The sequence below is a fragment of the Streptomyces sp. NBC_01463 genome, from assembly GCA_036227345.1.
Classification (GTDB): domain Bacteria; phylum Actinomycetota; class Actinomycetes; order Streptomycetales; family Streptomycetaceae; genus Streptomyces.
Window position 1 is genome coordinate 2,715,086 of record CP109468.1, and the last position, 14,421, is coordinate 2,729,506.

Genomic DNA, 14,421 nt, shown 5'->3' on the forward strand with positions numbered 1-14,421 from the left:
ACAGCCCCTAGGCTGCCGTGCATGAGCGACGCGACATGGGTCCTGGACCGTACGTTCCACAGCTCCGCCGGTGAGGTCCGCTGGGCCGCCCTCGGCCGGGCCGGGGCGCCGCCCGTCGTGCTGGTGCACGGCACGCCCTTCTCCTCGTACGTCTGGCGCGGTGTGGCCCGGGCGCTGGCGCAGGAGCACCGGGTGTTCGTCTGGGACCTGCCCGGGTACGGCGAGTCCGCGCAGTTCGAGGGCCAGGACGTGTCGCTCGGCTCCCAGGCACGGGTCCTCACCGAGCTCCTCGCCCACTGGGAGCTGCCCGAACCGGCCGTGGCCGCCCATGACTTCGGCGGTTGCGTCGCCCTGCGCGCCCGTCTGCTGCACGGCGCCCGCTACCGCCGCCTCGCACTGGTCGACCCGGTGGCACTGGCGCCCTGGGGCTCCCCCACGTACCGGCTGCTCGGCGAACACGCCGAGGTGTTCGCGCAGTTGACGCCCGCGCTGCACCGGGCACTGGTCCGGGAGTACGTGAGCTCGGCCGGCCACCGCGGACCCGCTCCGGCCGTCCTGGACCGGCTCGTCGCGCCCTGGTGCACCGAGGCCGGGCAGCCCGCCTTCTACCGGCAGATCAGCCAGAACGACCAGCGGTTCACCGACGAGATCCAGCACCGGTACGGGGAGATCGACGAGCCGGTACTGATCTGCTGGGGCGCCGAGGACAGCTGGATCCCGGTCGCCCGCGGCCATGAGCTGGCCGCGCTCGTCCCGGGCTGCGAGCTGCGGATCATCGAGGGGGCCGGGCATCTCGTCCAGGAGGACGCCCCGGCCGAACTGACCGCCGCGCTCAGCCGGTTCCTGCGGACTCCCCCGGATCCGGATCCCCGTACAGCGCCATGACCGCGGCCGCGTGGGCGGCGAGGACCGTGCGGGCCTCCGGCGGGGCCAGGACCTCGACGTTCGGGCCGAACGACAGCAGGGAGCGCGCCCATTCCACCGACTCCACGGCGAGTTCGGCGCGCAGCCACTCCCCGTCCGGGCTCTCGGGCCGCGGCTTCCCCGCGAGCGCGGCGGCGTTGAGCCGCAGGAACAGGTCCAGCCGGGAGCGGTGCACCCGTACCCGCAGGGTGACCTCCCCCTGCCGCTCCTCGACCTGCCGGCGCAGCTCCTCCCAGACCGCGGCCAGTTCCACTCCGGGCCGCCGGACCACGGGGTGCTCGGTGAGGACGGCCTCGCGCACCCGGTCGGCGCGGAAGAGCCGGGGCTCCCCGTCACGGTCGGCGACCAGGTACCAGACGCCCGCCTTCACGACCAGGCCGTACGGGTCGACGGTGTAGCCGCGGGCGCTGCGCGTGCCGCTGTGCCGGTAGCGCAGCCGCAGCCGGCGGTCGGCGAACACGGCGTCGTGCAGGTCGGCGATGTCGACTGCGGCGCGCGGGCCGCTCATCCAGCGCACCGGGTCGACGAGGATCCGGCGGCTGGTCGCCTCGGCGGCGGGGCGGTACGGGGCGGGCAGCGCCGCCATCACCTTGCGCAGCGCCGAGCCGATCGCCTCGTCGAGCCCGAGCGCGGCGTGGGCGCCGTCCGCCGCCAGGACGAACAGGGCGCGCGACTCGTCGGCGGTCAGGCCCGTGACATCGGTGCGGAATCCCGGCAGCAGGGCGATGCCGCCGTGCCGGCCGCGTTCGGCGTAGACGGGGACGCCGGACGCGGAGAGCGCCTCGACGTCCCGGTAGATGGTGCGTACGGAGACGTCGAGGCGCTCGGCCAGCTCGGTGGCGGGCACCAGTCGGCGGGTCTGGAGCAGCAGCAGGATCGAGAGCAGCCGGTCGGATTTCACCGCACCAGCATCTCCCGGGCGGACACCCCCCGGACCGGCGTCTCCCCTGCCGGCCGGTGCGCGGTGTCAGCTGCGCGGGGCGCGGGCCAGCTGGCGGGACTGGGCGACCAGACGGTCCGCGCTGTCCCAGACGTCCGCGTCCTCCTCCAGGAAGCCGCCCGCGAGGTTGCGGGTGGTGATGGAGACGCGCAGCGGGCCGGGGGCCGGACGGCAGCGGATGTGGGTGGTGAGCTCGATGGTCGGGGTCCAGCCCTTGAGCCCGAGCTCGAACGAGGTCGGCGGCAGCGCGTCGACGGTGAGGAGCAGGGAGAGCGGGTCGGCGTCACGGCCGTCCGCGAGACCGAACCAGCCGCGCATCTCGCCCTTGCCGGACGGCTGTCCGACGGCCCAGCCGAGCGTCGCCGGGTCGAGCTTGATGTCGAGCCGCTCGGTGATCGCGGAGCTGCCGGGGATCGGGGCCGGGCCGTCGCCCGGGCCGAGGCAGTGCTCGCGGGGCGGGATGGCCGGCGGCTTGGCCGACGTACGGATGTCGTCGGTCAGGGCGTCGAGGTCGCCGTAGGTGGCGATGACGCGGATGCGCTCGACCTCGGTGCCGTCCTCGGCGTACTGGAAGAGGGAGGCCTGGCCGGTGGAGAGGGTGCGTCCGGTACGGACGGTCTGGGTGCGGATCACCGCGGGGCCGGGCACGGAGGCGGTGAGGTAGTGCGCCGAGACGGAGAACGGGTCCGGGTGCGGAAGGGCCTCGCCGAGTGCGCGGCCGAGCATGGCCAGCAGATAGCCGCCGTTGACCGCGTGGATGATCGTCCAGCCCGCGGAGAGCTCGGCGTCGTAGACGCCTTCCGCGCGGAGGGTGACGGCGGTGTCCCGGTCGAACTCGCTGTCCCCGACGGTCGCCTGCGCGGTCGGTGCCGCCTGCTCTGCTGCCTGTGCCATGGCATGCACGGTACACCGAATGTATTACTGAGCGGTAGCTTTTTGGGGTCGCGGAGATGACGGCGACCGCCCTCTACCCCTCCTCGGCCGTGGCCGAGCGCCGGTTGTAGGCGCGGGGGGCGCGCCAGTGGAAGCGGAGGGCCAGCAGGCGCAGCACGAACGCCGTGATCACGGCCGCGCCGCTGGTGAAGGCGTTGAGCGCCTCGAAACGGATACAGATCACGATCATGGTGGCCCCGACGATGGCGGGCACCGCGTACAGATCGCGGTCCCAGCGCAGCAGTGACGGCACCTCGTTGGCCAGTACGTCGCGCAGCACACCGCCGCCGACCGCGGTGGTCAGGCCGAGCGCCGCCGACGCGGTGAGGCCCAGGCCGTAGTCGTACGCCTTCACCGTCCCCGTGACGCAGAAGAGTCCGAGACCGGCCGCGTCGAAGACGTTGACACCGACCTGGATGCGTTCCACGTGCGGGTGGAGGAAGAAGACGAGACCGGCGGCGAGCAGCGGGGTGGTGAAGTACCCGAGGTCCGTGAAGGCGGCGGGCGGCACCGCGCCGATGATCACGTCACGGAACAGCCCTCCGCCCAGCGCGGTCACCTCGGCGAGCACCGCGATGCCGAAGACATCGAAGTTCTTGCGTACGGCGAGCAGAGCGCCGGAGATCGCGAAGACGAAGATCCCGACGATGTCGAGCGCATGCTGGACGGAGGGCGTGAACAGTTCGTTGAGCACCGGGCAATTGTGCCGGTATTACTCCTTGGTGCCGTCCTCCGAGGCCTCGGGGGCCTTCGGGGGTGTCGGAGCGTCGGGCTCCGCCACCGCGTCGGACTCCGCACCGGCCGCCGTCCCGGACTCCGGCGCGACGGCGGGCGCCGCCTCCGCCTTCGCCACCGCGACGAGCTCGACCGCTTCCCTGGCCGCGGCCAGCACCTGCTCGCCGGGCGCCTGGTCCTCGGCGTTCTCCGGATGGTGGCAGGCGACCTGGTGGCCGGTCTTCAGCGCGATCAGCGGCGGCTCCTGCGTCTTGCAGATCTCCGTCGCCTTCCAGCACCGGGTGTGGAAGCGGCAGCCGCTGGGCGGCGAGATCGGCGAGGGCACGTCGCCCTTGAGCAGGATGCGCTCGCTCTTCACACCGCGCCGCCGCGGGTCCGGCACCGGCACCGCGGACATCAGGGCCTTGGTGTACGGGTGCATGGGCGCCGAGTACAGCGACTTGCGGTCGGCCAGCTCGACGATCTTGCCCAGGTACATGACGGCGATGCGGTCCGAGACATGGCGGATGACCGACAGGTCGTGCGCGATGATCACGTACGTGAGCCCGAGCTCGTCCTGGAGGTCGTCGAGCAGGTTGACCACCTGGGCCTGGATCGACACGTCCAGGGCCGAGACCGGCTCGTCGGCGACGACGAGCTTCGGGCGCAGGGCGAGCGCGCGGGCGATGCCGATGCGCTGGCGCTGGCCGCCGGAGAACTCGTGCGGGTAGCGGTTGTAGTGCTCGGGGCTGAGCCCGACCAGCGACAGCAGCTCCTGGACGTGGTTCTTCAGTCCGCCCTCGGGCTCGACTCCCTGGAGCTTGAACGGCGCGCTGACGATCGTGCCGATCGTGTGCCGCGGGTTCAGCGAGGAGTACGGGTCCTGGAAGATCATCTGGACGTCACGGCGCATCGGCCGCATCTTGCCCATGGACAGATGCGTGATGTCGCGGCCCTCGAACTCGACCTTGCCGCCGGTCGGTTCGATCAGCCGGGTGATGAGCCGGCCCATCGTCGACTTGCCGCAGCCGGACTCGCCGACGACGCCCAGGGTCTCCCCCGGGTACACCTCGAAGTCGATGCCGTCGACGGCCTTGACCGCCGCGGTCTGGCGCCCCAGCAGGCCCTTGCGGATCGGGAAGTGCTTCACCAGGCCCTCGACCCGGAGCAGCGGCTCGCGCGCGGCGGTCGCCTGCTCCGGAATCCTCGCGTCCTTCTCCAGCACCGGCGGATCCTTCTTCTCGCTCACGTCGCTCACCTCACGCGCCTCGCTCACAGCTTCGGCGCAATCTCTTCGGTCCAGATCCGGGTCCGCTCCTCCTGCGCCATGTGGCAGGCGGAGAAGTGCCCGTCGCCGACCAGCTCCAGCTCGGGGCGCGTGGTGCGGGTGAGGTTGTCCTTGGGGATGTCCGCGTACGGGCAGCGCGGGTTGAAGGCGCAGCCGCTCGGGACGTTGATCAGCGACGGCGGCTGGCCCTTGACGGGGATCAGCCGGTCGGTCTCCTCGCGGTCGATGCGCGGCATCGAGGTGAGCAGGCCCCAGGTGTACGGGTGCTGGGCCTCGTAGAAGACCTTCTCCGCCGGGCCGCGCTCGATGCACCGGCCGCCGTACATCACCAGGAGCTCGTCGGCCATCTCGGCGACGACCCCGAGGTCGTGGGTGATCATGATGACGGCGGAGCCGAACTCCTTCTGCAGGTCCCGGATCAGGTCCAGGATCTGCGCCTGGACGGTGACGTCCAGCGCGGTGGTCGGCTCGTCGGCGATGAGCAGTTCCGGGTTGTTGACCAGCGCCATCGCGATCATGGCGCGCTGGCGCATACCGCCGGAGAACTCGTGCGGGTGGGAGTCGACCCGCTTGTGCGGCTCGGGGATGCCGACCCGGTCGAGCATCTCGATGGCCCGGGTGCGGGCGACCTTCTTGCTGACCTTGTTGTGGACGCGGTACGCCTCCACGATCTGACCGCCGACCGTGAAGTACGGGTGCATGGCGGAGAGCGGGTCCTGGAAGATCATGGCCATCTTGCGGCCGCGCAGTTCGCGCACGCGGTCGTCGGACGCGCCGATCAGCTCCTCGCCGTCCAGCCAGACCTCGCCGGAGATACGGGCGTTGGGGGCCGTGCGGTGCAGGCCGAGCACGCCGAGCGAGGTGACGGACTTGCCGGAGCCGGACTCGCCCACGATGCCGAGGGTCTGTCCGGGCTTCACGTCGAAGCTGACCCCGTCGACCGACTTGACCAGCCCGTCGTCGGTCTTGAAGTGGATGCGCAGGTCCCGTACGGAGAGGAAGGCGTCGTCCCCGCCGGCCCGCGGGGCGGGGACGGACTCGCCCACCGCCGCGTTCTGTGACTTGGAAACGTCGGTCACGAGTACCTCACCCTGGGGTCGATGGCGGCGTACACCAGGTCCACCAGCAGATTGCAGATGACGATGAAGAAGGCCGCGATGAGCGTCACGCCCATCACGATGGGCAGGTCGTTGCCCCTGACCCCGTCGATGGCGTAGAAGCCGAGGCCCTGGAAGGAGAACACCTGCTCGGTGATGACCGCGCCGCCGACCAGCAGGCCGAAGTCCATGCCGAAGATCGTCACGATCGGGGTGAGCGCGGCCCGCAGACCGTGCTTGGCGATGACGCGGCTCTCCCGGAGGCCCTTGGCGCGGGCGGTACGGATGTAGTCCTCGCCCATCGTCTCCAGCATCCCGGCTCTGGTGATACGGGCGTAGAGCGCGGAGTAGAGGAAGGCCAGCGAACACCACGGGATCAGCAGGTTCCAGGCCCAGTCCAGCGGATTGTCCGTGAACGGGACGTAGGTGATGTTCTCCCAGACGGGCCACTGCACGGTGAACACACCCAGCGCGAGCATGCCGGTGAAGAAGATCGGCAGCGAGACGCCGGCGAGGGCGACACCCATGAAGAAGCGGTCGAGGATCGAGCCCCGCTTGAGCGCCGAGACGACACCGATCGCGACACCGCTGATCAGCCAGATCACTGCCGCGCCGATGGCCAGCGAGAACGTGATCGGGATACGGGCGGTCAGCTCGGGCCAGACCTCGACGTGGTTCTTGAAGGAGAATCCGAAGCACGGGGCACCGCAGTGCGAGACCTCGGGGCCGAACGTGTAGTCGGCGCCGACGAAGATCTGCTTGATGAAGTGCCAGTACTGGATGTAGAGCGGCTGGTCGAGGCCGAGGTTCTGCTTGACCGCGAGGATGGACTGCGGATTGGCGTCCTTGCCCACGTACTGGGCCGCCAGCTGGTCCATCGTCTGCCCGGCGAGCCGGGGGACGAGGAAGAAGATCGCGAAGGTGACTGCGCTGACGATCAACAGCAGCAGTATCGCGCCGAAGACGCGTCGGATGATGTACGCAGCCACAGCTATCCGGCGCCGGTGTCTGTCCGCCGGGGGTGACCCGTGCGTGCCGACACCGTGCCTTCACCTGCCTTTCAGGATTTTTCCGGGGGCCGGGGATGCGCTCCCCGGGCCGCGTGCGCGGCCCGGGGAGCGGACCGTAACTACTTGGCGGAACCCATCAGCACGTAGTCGTACATGCCGAGGTATGCCTGGGTGACCGTGACGTTCGTCGCGGACTTCGGACGGAGCAGCAGGTTCTTGCGGTAGATCAGCGGCACTGCGGTCGCGCCCTCGGCGACCGCCTTGTCGACGTCACCCCAGGCCTTCGCGCGGGCGGCGTCGTCGGTGTTGGCGATGCCGTCGTTGAGCAGCTTGTTGATCTTCGGGTCGTTCAGTTCCTGGACGTTGTTGCCACCGGACGGCTTGATGGCCGAGCCGTTGATGATCTGGTCCAGGAAGCCGAAGCCGGTCGGCCAGTCAGCACCCCAGGCGCTCATGATCATGCCGAGCTTGTTCGCGTGCACGTAGCTCGGGTTGCCCGCGAAGTTGGAGAAGTACTTGCCGGCCGGGAAGCTCTTGATCTCGGCGTTGACGCCGATCTTCTTGAGCGAGGCCTGCACCGCGGTGACCATGGCCATCTCGGCGGGGCGGTCGGAGCGGGCCGAGATCTTGGTGGAGAAGCCCTTCGGCTTGCCGCACTGCTTCAGCTCGTCCTTGGCCTTCGCCTCGTCGCCCTTGTGGCCGGCGGACTCGTACAGGTCGAACTTGCTGTAGCCGTTGACGGTCGGCGGCAGCAGCGTCGTGGCGACGTCACCCTTGGGGTCGCCACCCTGCGCGGCCTGGACCGACGCCTTGTCGATGCCCCACTGCACGGCCTTGCGGCAGTGGATGTTGTCGAACGGCGCGACGTTGACGTTCAGACCGATGTACGAGGTGGCGCCCGCGTACGAGTTGTCGGTCTGCTTCTTCAGGTCGGGCTTGGTGAGCACGTCCGGCTGCGTCGCCGGGGCGACACCGGTACCGGCACCGTCCACGGTGATGTTGTCGGAGATCAGGTTGTTGTCGACCGTCTCCTGCTTCACCTTGAAGCGGACCGACACCTTGTCCGGCAGGGCCGGGCGGATCGGGTCCGTCTTCGGGTCCCAGTTCGTGTTGCGCACCAGGGTCGCGCCGCGGCCCTCGTCGTACGACTCGAACTTGTACGGGCCCGAGGACACGATGTGCTTCACGTAGTCGGCACCCTTGTCCTTCGCGGCCGGCACGGGGGCCGTCTGCGAGAAGGTCGCAAGGTAGTCGAAGTCCGCGAAGGCGTCCTTCAGCTTGAAGACGATCGTGGTGTCGTCCGGCGTCTCGATGGAGGCGATGCCGTCCGGGTTCTTGTCCTTGTACGGACCCTTGTACTTGTCGCCACCGGCGAGGTGGGCCTTGAAGTACGTCGGGCCGTTGGACAGGGCCTCCGGCGCGAAGTTGGAGCGCTCGACGGCGTACTTGACGTCCTTCGAGGTGATCGGGGTCCCGTCCTCGAACTTGAGACCCTTCTTCAGCGTGTACGTCCAGGTCTTCGCGTCCGGGCTCGCCTTGCCGAGGCTCTCGGCGAGGTCCGGGACGATCTCCAGACCCTCCTTGCCGGCAGCCGGCTTGAAGGACGTCAGCGTCCGGCCGTACAGGCGGGAGAAGTTCTGCACCCAGCCGTAGTACGTGTTGCCCGGGTCGAGCGAGTCGGGCTCGTCCGACATCTCGAGCTTGACGGTACCGCCCTTCTTGTCCGACTTGTTGACGATCGAGGTCAACGCGGCGTCAGTGGCTCCCGAGCCACCGCTGCCGCCCTTGCCGCCGCCGTTGTCGTCCTTGGAGCCGTTGCACGCGGACGCTCCCAGCATCAGGACCACAGCCGTGGCGACCAACGCTGTCGTTTTTCTGGTCTTCACCTGAGGAAATCCCCCTCAATCGATGGTTGCCGTGGCATGTCGCACGTCGTTGTGACGAGCGCCCGGGCACTACTTACTACGGGGGTCGAGCGCATCACGCAGCCCGTCTCCCAGCAGGTTGAACGCCAGGACCGTGACGAAGATGGCCACGCCCGGCACGATCATGTACATCGGGTCGTTCCGGTAGAAGTCGATCGCGTTGGTGAGCATCCCGCCCCAGGAGGACTGCGGCGGCGCGATACCGACACCGAGATAGCTGAGCCCCGCCTCGAAGAGGATGTTCGAGGGGATCAGCAGCGTCGAGTACACCAGGATCGGCGCCACCAGGTTCGGCAGCAGCTCCCGGAAGAGGATGAAGGGTCCGCGCGCACCCAACGACCGTGCGGCTTCGACGAATTCGCGATTGCGCAGGCTCATGGTCTGGGCGCGGACGATACGGCCCATGTACGGCCAGCTGAAGAAGCCGATCACGAAGATCAGTACGGCGATCCGCAGCGGCAGTCCCTCCAGGCCGAACGCGCCGTCCTGCAGCGCCGCCGAGATGGAGATCGCGAAGAGCAGCAGCGGGAAGGCCAGGAAGGTGTCCATCATGCGGCTGATGACGGTGTCCACCCAGCCGCCGTAGAAGCCCGAGATCACACCGAAGAAGACGCCGATCACCACGGAGAGCAGCGTGGCTCCGACCGCGACGACCAGGGACACCCAGGAGCCCTCGATGATGCGGGACATGATGTCGCGGCCGTACTGCGGCTCGACGCCGAGCGGATGGCTCCAGCTGATGCCGCCCCAGTCGCCCTTGGGCGCGAGCAGCGCGGGGTCGATGAGGTCCTGGTGGAACTCGTTGGGGTCCAGACCGAAGACGGCCTGGATCGGCTTGGAGAGCACGGCGAGCAGGATCAGCAGGATGACAACGATGCCGCCGGCCACTGCCACCTTGTCGCGCTTGAAGCGCGACCAGGCGATCTGTCCGAGCGAACGGCCCTCGATCTGGCTCTGTTTGACTCCCGTGAGTACTGCCTCCGGCTGCGCCTCGGCAGCCGATCCGGTGGTCTCGATCGGTGCGGTCACAGTGCCTTTGACCCCTCCCGCCGGCGGTGGCCGGCCCCTACTCGCCGCGGTAACGGCCTGGCGCGTGTCAGCCGCGGCGCTTACTGCGGCTGATGTGTTCGATGCGAATGCGTCTGCGGAACGACCGTCGGTGCAACCTCGTACAAAGGGCCGACGATCCCCACTAGCCGGGAGTCTTCAACGCGGTTGCGATCACCCGCCAGACCTGGCGGGGAATGTTTGCTCAAACGTGATGCGGTCAGTGAGCTTCCGTTATCCGGACAGCTTGATCGAGTGAGCGGACTACTCCGCCGCTAATCCACCAGAACGGACATGACGCCCAACGGGCGCTATTGGGTGGCTATTTGGGTGACCACCGCGGATGTCTTGTCCGCCGGGGAGCCGTATGTCCGGTCCGCGGCACGGGCCGGGGCGGGGTCAGTAGGCGCGCGGCGCGGGGCCGGGGGTCTGCGGGTAGCCGTAACCCGGAGCGACGGCCGCGCCACGGCCGGCCGGGGCGTGCGGCTCGCGGTCGTAGAACGGCCGGGTGTTGGCGCGCAGCCACATCGCGACCGGGTCGTACTCGTCGGCCATCGCGACGGTGGAGACCGGCAGCCCCTCCGGGACCGCGCCGACGGACTGCTGCATCATCGCCCGCACGGCGTCGACGGACGGCCGGCTCGTGTCGTACAGATCGAGGCCGATGGCGAGGTACGGGACGCCGAGCGCCGGCTGCACCCAGGCGCGGCGCAGCGAGCGGATCGCCGGGGTGTGGTGGGCGTGCTGGGTGAGCTGGGCGTAGAACTGCGGGATCTCGATGGCGGGGTCGCTGATCCGCAGCGGACCGGCGGGCATCCGGTCGAGGCCGGTCGCGATCCGGCGCAGGTCCAGCCAGGGAATGCCGACGCCGCCGCCCGGCGCGTGCGGATTCAGCCAGATGCCCCAGCGGTCGGGGAACAGGGCGCGGGCGATGTCACGGCCGCCCACGACCTCGTGGTCGCGGCTCCAGCCGCTGGCGGAGAGCTCCTGGGCGGAGGTGACGCAGGGGGCGTAGCCGAGGCCCTCGATCTCCATGTTGCCGTACTGGGCGTCGGGCGAGCCGGCCCGGCCGTGCCAGAGCAGCATCCAGATCCGGTCGGCCGCCAGCGCCTGGAGGAGAGCCTCGTACGCGTCGTAGCGCCCGGGCGTCACTTGGCGCAGCATGTGCTCGACCTGACCGGCCGCCGCGGTGCCTGACGCACTCACCCTGGGTCCCGCCCCTCTTCGATCCACTGTGTCGGCCTGCCGCTCCCGGGGCTCACGGGTACGGCACGGTGCCGAGGCACCAGCCATCAAACCAGCTTATGCGGCGGCCCTGACACCGACTTGACGGCACGGGCCGGTGCCCTCGTACCGCCCGTTACTCGGCGGGGCGCTGATAGAACGGCCGCACCCGGGCGCGCATCCAGTCGGCGACCGGGTCCTGGGCCACGTCGAGCAGCACCAGATTGACCGGCCACGGCACCTCGACGCGGCCGAGGGCCCGGCCGAGGGCGTCCATCGGGGCGTTGCGGCCCGCTCCGTCCCAGGTGGAGAACTCGATGCCGACGAAGAGGACGGGGTCGCCGCCCTCGATGCTGGCCAGGGCGCGGCGGGCGCTGAGCACGACGCCGCTGTCCTCGAACTCTCCGGCGGCGGCGGAGAGGAAGTCGACGGGCTCCTCCTGCCAGTCCGGTTCGTACAGCCGGACCCGGCCGCCGCTGGACGGTCCGTCCAGCGGCGTGCGTCCGGCCCGGCAGAGCTCGGCCACGGCGGGCGGCGGCAGCGGCATGCCGACCGCGCCGCCGGGGTTCACCGCGATGCCGAGCTGCGGGGGCAGGCCGCGGGCGAACTCGCGGGCGGGAGCCACGGTGAAGGACATGTGGGAGCCGACGCAGGCGAGGAACTGCTGCTCGGAGCTGAAGACGGGCACGTAGGGCGCGCCCTCGATGTCGAGCGTCGGCAGGTCGAGGTCGGTGGCGTCCGGACCGCCGCCGTTGGGCAGCGGCACCCAGAGGTGGCTGCGGCCGAGCACCTCGACCAGCCGGCCGCCCGCCTCCGGGCTGCCGAGCGAGGCGCTCAGCACTTCTTCGAGCTCGTTGGCCGGCCATCCGCCCTGCGGATGGGTCCGGGCCGGTGCCGGAATGTCCACTGTCTCCCTCTCGCCCCGTGTCGTGCGGCCGCAGGTCCTGTCTGGTAGTTCCCCGTCCGCGCCCCGGCGCCCGGCACGCAGGCACCGGCCACCGCTGCGCCCGCGCTCCGCGCGGACGACAGGGAGCTCCGGACAGGACCTAGAGGTTAACGCCGCACCGGCGCTGTCCAGCCATCGGACGGCCCCGTCTCAGACCTCACTCTGTGCGTCTGCGAATGTGATGCGCGTCAGCAGTCCCGCCGCCTCACGGTCCAGCAGTACGGCCGAGGCGCATCCGAGGGGCAGCAGACCCGACTCGGTGTCGCGCAGCAGCCGTCCCACGGCCCTGCGGTGGCGGGCGAACGCGTATCCGGAGACTCCGCGCCCGCGCTCGCGCTGGCCCTCCCGCGCCGCCTGCGGGGTGACGTCGAGGAGCACGAGGTGCAGGATGCGGCCGCGCCGCCGGGCGTCCCGGGCGAGCCAGCCCCGGACCCAGGCCTGGGTGCCGCAGTCGTGCACGACGACGGAGGCGCCGGAGCGCAGCACCCGCCACAGCCCCCAGTAGTGGGCGACGCGGACGAGCGGGCGGTAGAGGGCGTACGGGAGTAAGCGGGGCAGCCGGGCGGCCCAGCGGTCCCTGGTGTCCTGGGAGTCGATGGCGCGGGCGGAGACGGTCCGCCCGATCAGGGTCGACTTGCCGCTGCCGGGCAGTCCGGAGACCACCACCACGTCGCCCGCCGTGAAGTGCAGGCCGCGCGGGCTGCGCCCGGCCCGCTCCCGCAGGTCCCGGACGACGGGCGCGTGCGGGCCCACCCGCTCCCTGGCCGGTGCACCCGGCTGCGCGGGCAGTGCGCCGTGCGCGACCCCCGCGGTCGTCGCGTACCGCTGCAACGTCATCGCCCTCCCCCTGTCGGCTGACCCACCTGCCCAAGAAGTGTAAAGAAAAGGTAATGCGGCACAACCGTACGACCCGCCGGATCCCGTGGGATACCGCCATCGGTACCGGCACCCCACTCTCCCGCAATGCGTGCGATGATGACCCGGTCAACTGCATAAAGGCCGCTCGAATCCGCGCGGGAGAGTCCCGGCCCCGTGCCGGGCGCCGAAGGAGCAAGATCCTCCCTTGAATCTCTCAGGCCCCGTACCGCGTGGATGAGGCAGATCTGAAAAGCGAGTCGCGCTGCGGCTCCACCCAAGGTGCAAGCCGAAACCCCTCCGGGGCCTCTCGGCGAACCTCTCAGGTTCCGATGACAGATGGGGAGGGATCGTCCTCGTCGTCATGCCCTGGGAGCCTTCATCCATGAGCACCGCCCCCCGTCTCACCGCCCTCGATGCCCTGCACCGTTCGCTGGGTGCGACCATGACCGACTTCGCGGGCTGGGACATGCCGCTGCGGTACGCCAGTGAGCGCGACGAGCACATCGCCGTCCGCACGAAGGCCGGCCTGTTCGACCTGTCCCACATGGGCGAGATCACCGTCACCGGTCCGGCCGCCGTGGACCTGCTGAACTTCGCGCTCGTCGGCAACATCGGCACCGTCTCGGTGGGCCGCGCCCGCTACACGATGATCTGCGCCGAGGACGGCGGCATCCTGGACGACCTGATCGTCTACCGCCTCGCCGAGACCGAGTACATGGTCGTCGCCAACGCGGGCAACGCGCAGATCGTGCTCGACGCGCTGACCGCCCGCGCCGGGGGCTTCGACGCCGAGGTGCGCGACGACCGCGACGCGTACGCGCTGCTCGCGGTGCAGGGCCCCGAGTCCCCCGCCATCCTGGCGGCCGTCACCGACGCCGACCTGGACGGTCTGAAGTACTACGCCGGGCTGCCCGGCACGGTCGCCGGGGTCCCCGCGCTGATCGCCCGTACCGGCTACACCGGCGAGGACGGCTTCGAGCTGTTCGTCGCTCCCCGGCACGCCGAGCAGCTGTGGCGGGCGCTCACCGAGGCCGGTGCCTCGCGCGGCCTGATCCCCTGCGGGCTGTCCTGCCGCGACACGCTGCGCCTGGAGGCGGGCATGCCGCTGTACGGGCACGAGCTGACGACCGCGCTGACCCCGTTCGACGCCGGTCTCGGCCGGGTCGTGAAGTTCGAGAAGGAGGGCGACTTCGTGGGCCGCAAGGCCCTGGAGGCGGCCGCCGAGCGCGCCGAGACCGCCCCGCCGCGCAAGCTCGTCGGCCTGGTGGCCGAGGGCCGCCGGGTGCCGCGCGCCGGCTTCTCCGTCGTCGCGGACGGCCAGGTCATCGGCGAGGTCACCTCGGGCGCCCCGTCGCCCACGCTCGGCAGGCCGATCGCCATGGCGTACGTCGACGCAGCGCACGCCACGCCCGGCGCCGAGGGTGTCGGCGTGGACATCCGGGGCAGCCACGAGCCGTACGAGGTCGTGGCGCTGCCGTTCTACAAGCGCCGGAAGTAGCGGCCGCCCGCGTCGGG

At 70.4% G+C, this 14,421-nt stretch carries 13 protein-coding genes and 1 riboswitch; of the genes, 2 read left to right on the forward strand and 11 right to left on the reverse strand.

What is annotated here, in order from left to right; genetic code table 11:
* Positions 1-21 precede the first annotated feature (21 nt).
* Complete coding sequence (locus OG521_11775; GenBank protein ID WUW21427.1) at positions 22-885, forward strand: alpha/beta hydrolase; 864 nt, start codon at positions 22-24, stop codon at positions 883-885.
* Here the strand turns inward: OG521_11775 and OG521_11780 are convergent.
* From OG521_11780 to OG521_11830, 11 genes are all read right to left on the reverse strand, one after another.
* A complete protein-coding gene (locus OG521_11780; GenBank protein WUW21428.1) occupies positions 833-1,825 on the reverse strand; it encodes a YafY family transcriptional regulator in 993 nt (330 codons plus the stop codon). The two genes, OG521_11775 and OG521_11780, sit on opposite strands and share 53 nt — an antisense overlap.
* Before the next feature lie 66 nt (positions 1,826-1,891).
* Positions 1,892-2,758: a thioesterase family protein gene (locus OG521_11785; GenBank protein WUW21429.1), complete on the reverse strand. Its 867-nt coding sequence runs from the start codon at positions 2,756-2,758 to the stop codon at positions 1,892-1,894.
* Between the two features lie 73 nt (positions 2,759-2,831).
* Positions 2,832-3,491, reverse strand: coding sequence for a trimeric intracellular cation channel family protein (locus OG521_11790; GenBank protein WUW21430.1), 660 nt, complete (start codon positions 3,489-3,491; stop codon positions 2,832-2,834).
* Between the two features lie 18 nt (positions 3,492-3,509).
* Entirely contained in the window at positions 3,510-4,715 is a 1,206-nt protein-coding gene (locus OG521_11795) for a dipeptide ABC transporter ATP-binding protein (GenBank protein ID WUW26650.1), read from the reverse strand.
* 68 nt (positions 4,716-4,783) lie between these two features.
* Positions 4,784-5,878 (reverse strand): ABC transporter ATP-binding protein, encoded by a 1,095-nt coding sequence (locus tag OG521_11800; GenBank protein WUW21431.1) that lies wholly within the window; start codon positions 5,876-5,878, stop codon positions 4,784-4,786.
* Entirely contained in the window at positions 5,875-6,885 is a 1,011-nt protein-coding gene (locus OG521_11805) for an ABC transporter permease (GenBank protein WUW21432.1), read from the reverse strand. Before OG521_11805 ends, OG521_11800 begins: the two co-directional genes overlap by 4 nt.
* Positions 6,886-7,025: 140 nt before the next feature.
* Complete coding sequence (locus OG521_11810) at positions 7,026-8,792, reverse strand: ABC transporter substrate-binding protein (protein WUW21433.1); 1,767 nt, start codon at positions 8,790-8,792, stop codon at positions 7,026-7,028.
* Positions 8,793-8,861: 69 nt separating this feature from the next.
* Positions 8,862-9,860: an ABC transporter permease gene (locus OG521_11815; protein WUW21434.1), complete on the reverse strand. Its 999-nt coding sequence runs from the start codon at positions 9,858-9,860 to the stop codon at positions 8,862-8,864.
* Positions 9,861-10,277: 417 nt separating this feature from the next.
* Positions 10,278-11,084, reverse strand: a complete 807-nt coding sequence (locus tag OG521_11820) for an enhanced serine sensitivity protein SseB C-terminal domain-containing protein (protein WUW21435.1) — start codon at positions 11,082-11,084, stop codon at positions 10,278-10,280.
* A gap of 154 nt (positions 11,085-11,238) precedes the next feature.
* Positions 11,239-12,009, reverse strand: a complete 771-nt coding sequence (locus OG521_11825) for an enhanced serine sensitivity protein SseB (GenBank protein ID WUW21436.1) — start codon at positions 12,007-12,009, stop codon at positions 11,239-11,241.
* 189 nt (positions 12,010-12,198) lie between these two features.
* Positions 12,199-12,885, reverse strand: a complete 687-nt coding sequence (locus OG521_11830) for an ATP-binding protein (protein WUW21437.1) — start codon at positions 12,883-12,885, stop codon at positions 12,199-12,201.
* Positions 12,886-13,052: 167 nt separating this feature from the next.
* A riboswitch (glycine riboswitch) is annotated at positions 13,053-13,145 on the forward strand.
* A gap of 143 nt (positions 13,146-13,288) precedes the next feature.
* Between OG521_11830 and gcvT the strand changes: the two genes are divergently transcribed.
* Positions 13,289-14,404: a glycine cleavage system aminomethyltransferase GcvT gene (gene gcvT / locus OG521_11835; protein ID WUW21438.1), complete on the forward strand. Its 1,116-nt coding sequence runs from the start codon at positions 13,289-13,291 to the stop codon at positions 14,402-14,404.
* The last annotated feature ends 17 nt before the right edge of the window (positions 14,405-14,421 follow it).

Coding starts and splice junctions, on each gene's coding strand:
- gcvT (WUW21438.1), top strand. CDS start 13,289: ATGAGCACCGCCCCCCGTCTCACCGCCCTCGATGCCCTGCACCGTTCG.
- OG521_11775 (WUW21427.1), top strand. CDS start 22: ATGAGCGACGCGACATGGGTCCTGGACCGTACGTTCCACAGCTCCGCC.
- OG521_11830 (WUW21437.1), bottom strand. CDS start 12,885: ATGACGTTGCAGCGGTACGCGACGACCGCGGGGGTCGCGCACGGCGCA.
- OG521_11785 (WUW21429.1), bottom strand. CDS start 2,758: ATGGCACAGGCAGCAGAGCAGGCGGCACCGACCGCGCAGGCGACCGTC.